Source organism: Candidatus Protochlamydia sp. R18, assembly GCF_000648255.1.
Classification (GTDB): Bacteria; Chlamydiota; Chlamydiia; order Chlamydiales; family Parachlamydiaceae; genus Protochlamydia; species Protochlamydia amoebophila.
This window is the reverse complement of record NZ_BASL01000675.1, coordinates 1-975: the sequence shown is the minus strand read 5'-3', so window position 1 is coordinate 975 and position 975 is coordinate 1. Positions and strand designations below refer to the sequence as shown.

The following is a 975-nucleotide window of genomic DNA, read 5'->3' as shown; positions in this document are numbered from 1 at the left end:
GGCGTCTCACTGATGCAGGATTAGCGCATTTAACGCCCTTAACGGCTTTGCTGCATCTAGATTTAACCGGATGTGGATATCTCACCGATGATGGATTAGCGCATTTAACACCTTTAACGAGTTTGCAGCATCTAAATCTGTGTGCGTGCAAGAATCTCACGGATGCTGGATTAGCCCATTTGACACCTTTAACGAGTTTGCAGCATCTAGATTTAATCTTTTGCGATAAACTTACTGATGCAGGATTAACGCATTTGACACCTTTAGTGGGTTTGCAGCATCTAGATTTAAGCGGATGTGAATATCTCACCGATGTCGGATTAGCGCATTTAACGCCCTTAACGAGTTTGCAATATCTAGTTCTAAGCCTATGCTATAATCTCACTGACGATGGATTAGCCCATTTGACACCCTTAACGACTTTGCAATATCTAGATCTGAGTAGTTGCTATAATCTCACCGATGCAGGATTAGCACGTTTTAAAACTGTAGCAGCTTCACTCAATTTAGAAATTCATAGGTAAAAAAATTTAATAAAAAAGAAGGAATTCTGGCGACGAAAATAAAAGCGTACTTTGTCCTAAGAGAATCAAGGATAAAATTTCATTAAAGTTGATCAATTTCCATTGAGACGCTTATTTAATAGAAATATCCGCGATAAGATGTATTACAGGATGGAAATTAAGCTTATAAACCAATTTTAATGGCGGCAATTTTCTTCCGCATATTTCCTAATCAAATAGGCCCTCTAATCCACATTAGAGGTCTTATAAGTCGTTTATTTCCTAATTCTATCATCTCGTGAACTTAAAACAATTTCAGATCAAAAACTGAGGATTTTATATTTGAACTATATTGATCCTTATTTGTTTTTTAATTACTCTTCATTGATAAGATGAAACATTTCTTTTAAAATGTGACTGCCTATTTTATCTCATAATTATTGCAATAATTTTTATTTATAAATAATATTGT

Annotated in this window: 1 pseudogene; it reads left to right on the top strand. The window is 34.8% G+C overall.

Annotation, left to right across the window (positions count from 1 at the left end):
• Positions 1-524 (top strand): annotated as a pseudogene (locus TY19_RS04940) (hypothetical protein); the annotation flags it as partial.
• Positions 525-975 lie beyond the last annotated feature (451 nt).